Here is a 385-nt window from a genome sequence, read left to right as displayed (position 1 = left end):
AGCCGAGCGCCTCGCGCAGGGCCGGGGTGAAGTCACCGCGGAAGAGGTCGACCAGGCCCTTGACGGCGGGGACCGCGGTGCCGGTGGCCCAGGCTCCGAACGCGTCGCCGACGCGCTTGGCGGCGTCCTCGACGGGCCCGAGCGCCTTGGTGATGCCCTGGATGGCGGGCGCGAAGAGCGGGAAGACGCCGCCGAGGAGGTTCGCGCCGATGCGCCCGAGGGCGGAGCCCATGTTCATGAGCGAGCCGCGCAGCGTGCCGCCGACCTCGTCGGCGACGGTTCCGGCCGCGGTCGTCATGGCCTTCTGGAAGTCGGCGAAGCCGATCTTGCCGGCGGAGGCCATCTTGAAGACCTCGTCGGTGGTGGCCACGAACTGGTCGGCGAG

1 protein-coding gene is annotated in these 385 nt (G+C 72.7%); it reads right to left on the bottom strand.

Annotated features, from left to right (window positions below):
- A partial coding sequence (locus G3I71_RS49835; protein ID WP_203733286.1) for a hypothetical protein occupies positions 1 to 385 on the bottom strand: 385 nt, incomplete at both ends.

Source organism: Streptomyces sp. SID12501 (assembly GCF_010550245.1).
In the GTDB taxonomy this organism is placed as follows: domain Bacteria; phylum Actinomycetota; class Actinomycetes; order Streptomycetales; family Streptomycetaceae; genus Streptomyces.
Note: the sequence above shows the minus strand (reverse complement) of the source record. Positions and strands in the feature narration are given on the sequence as shown.